The sequence below is a fragment of the Glutamicibacter sp. BSL13 genome (assembly GCF_052928425.1).
Window position 1 is genome coordinate 1 of sequence record NZ_JAVGCZ010000212.1, and the last position, 1,184, is coordinate 1,184.

The window sequence follows — 1,184 nt, forward strand, 5'->3', positions numbered from 1 at the left end:
CCGGGAACGCGAGGTGCTGCAGCTGCTGGCGACCGGGGCCAGCAACCGGCAGATCGCCGGCTCCCTGTTCGTCACCGAGGCGACGGTGAAGACCCACCTGGTGCACATCTTCGACAAGCTGCAGGCCACCAGCCGCACCCAGGCCGTAGCCGCGGCGCGTGAACAGGGCTTGATCTAACGCTCCCCTCCGCCCCCGCACCCCGGCCCGCGCGGCGCACTAACGCACCCGACGCCGGTGCGCATCAACCAAACGGTTGAGCCGGCTTTCGACCGCTTCCCCGATTTGGATCCCGCCAAAAATCGGTTGACTGGAAGCATGTTGACTTCCCTCTCTTCCTCGCTGACCTCCCGGCGCGGCGCGACCGGCTGGCTGCTGGGCTTCCTGGCCGTCATCGCCGTGCTGTTCTCCGTGCTCTCCTCCGCCGACGCGGCCACCCGCGCCCCGGACAGTGGCGTGCCGGGCTCCGAATCCGCCCGGGTGCAGCAGCTGCTGGACGGCTTCGAATCCTCCGGCCGCAGCACCGCCGTGCTGGTGGCCACCCGGCCCGACGCCGCAACGCTGACCGACGCGGACCGGACCGCGCTGGATCAGCTTCAGGGGCGCCTGGACCTGGCCGGGGTGCAGCTGGGCAAGCCGCTGCTCAGTGATGACGCCCAGGCCGGGATGCTCACCGCCAGCTGGGATGAGCGCGGCAGCCTGGCCGACCGGCAGGTGGTCGCCGAACTGCGTGAGCAGCTGGCCGCCGCCCCCGCCGCCGCCCTGCAGGTGCAGGTGACCGGCGGGCCGGCGTTCGCGCTGGACGTGGCCCACTCCTTCGACGGGGCCAATTTCACGCTGCTGGCGGTGACCGTCGCCATCGTGGCGGTCCTGCTGATCCTCACCTACCGCTCCCCCATCCTGTGGCTGCTGCCGCTGGCCGTGGTCGGCCTGGCCGACCGGGCCGCCAGCCTGGTCACCGCCGCGCTGGCCGGGGTGTGGGACCTGCACTTTGACACCGGGGTGCTCTCGGTGCTGGTGTTCGGCGCCGGCACCAACTATGCGCTGCTGCTGATCTCCCGCTACCGCGATGAGCTGCGGGTGCACGCCGGGCACCGCACGGCGCTGGCCGCCGCCTGGCGCTCGAGCTTCGAGGCCATCGCCACCTCCAATCTCACAGATCGGACGAGCGGCGTGTGGGGAAAAG

Annotated in this window: 2 protein-coding genes; both read left to right on the forward strand. The window is 71.4% G+C overall.

Translation table 11 applies throughout. The features are described 5' to 3' along the window. Positions 1-178 (forward strand): response regulator transcription factor (locus tag RCJ92_RS15910; protein ID WP_446755126.1); only part of this gene is annotated, 178 nt, incomplete at its 5' end. Positions 179-316: 138 nt separating this feature from the next. Next, positions 317-1,184 (forward strand): MMPL family transporter (locus RCJ92_RS15915; RefSeq protein WP_446755125.1); only part of this gene is annotated, 868 nt, incomplete at its 3' end.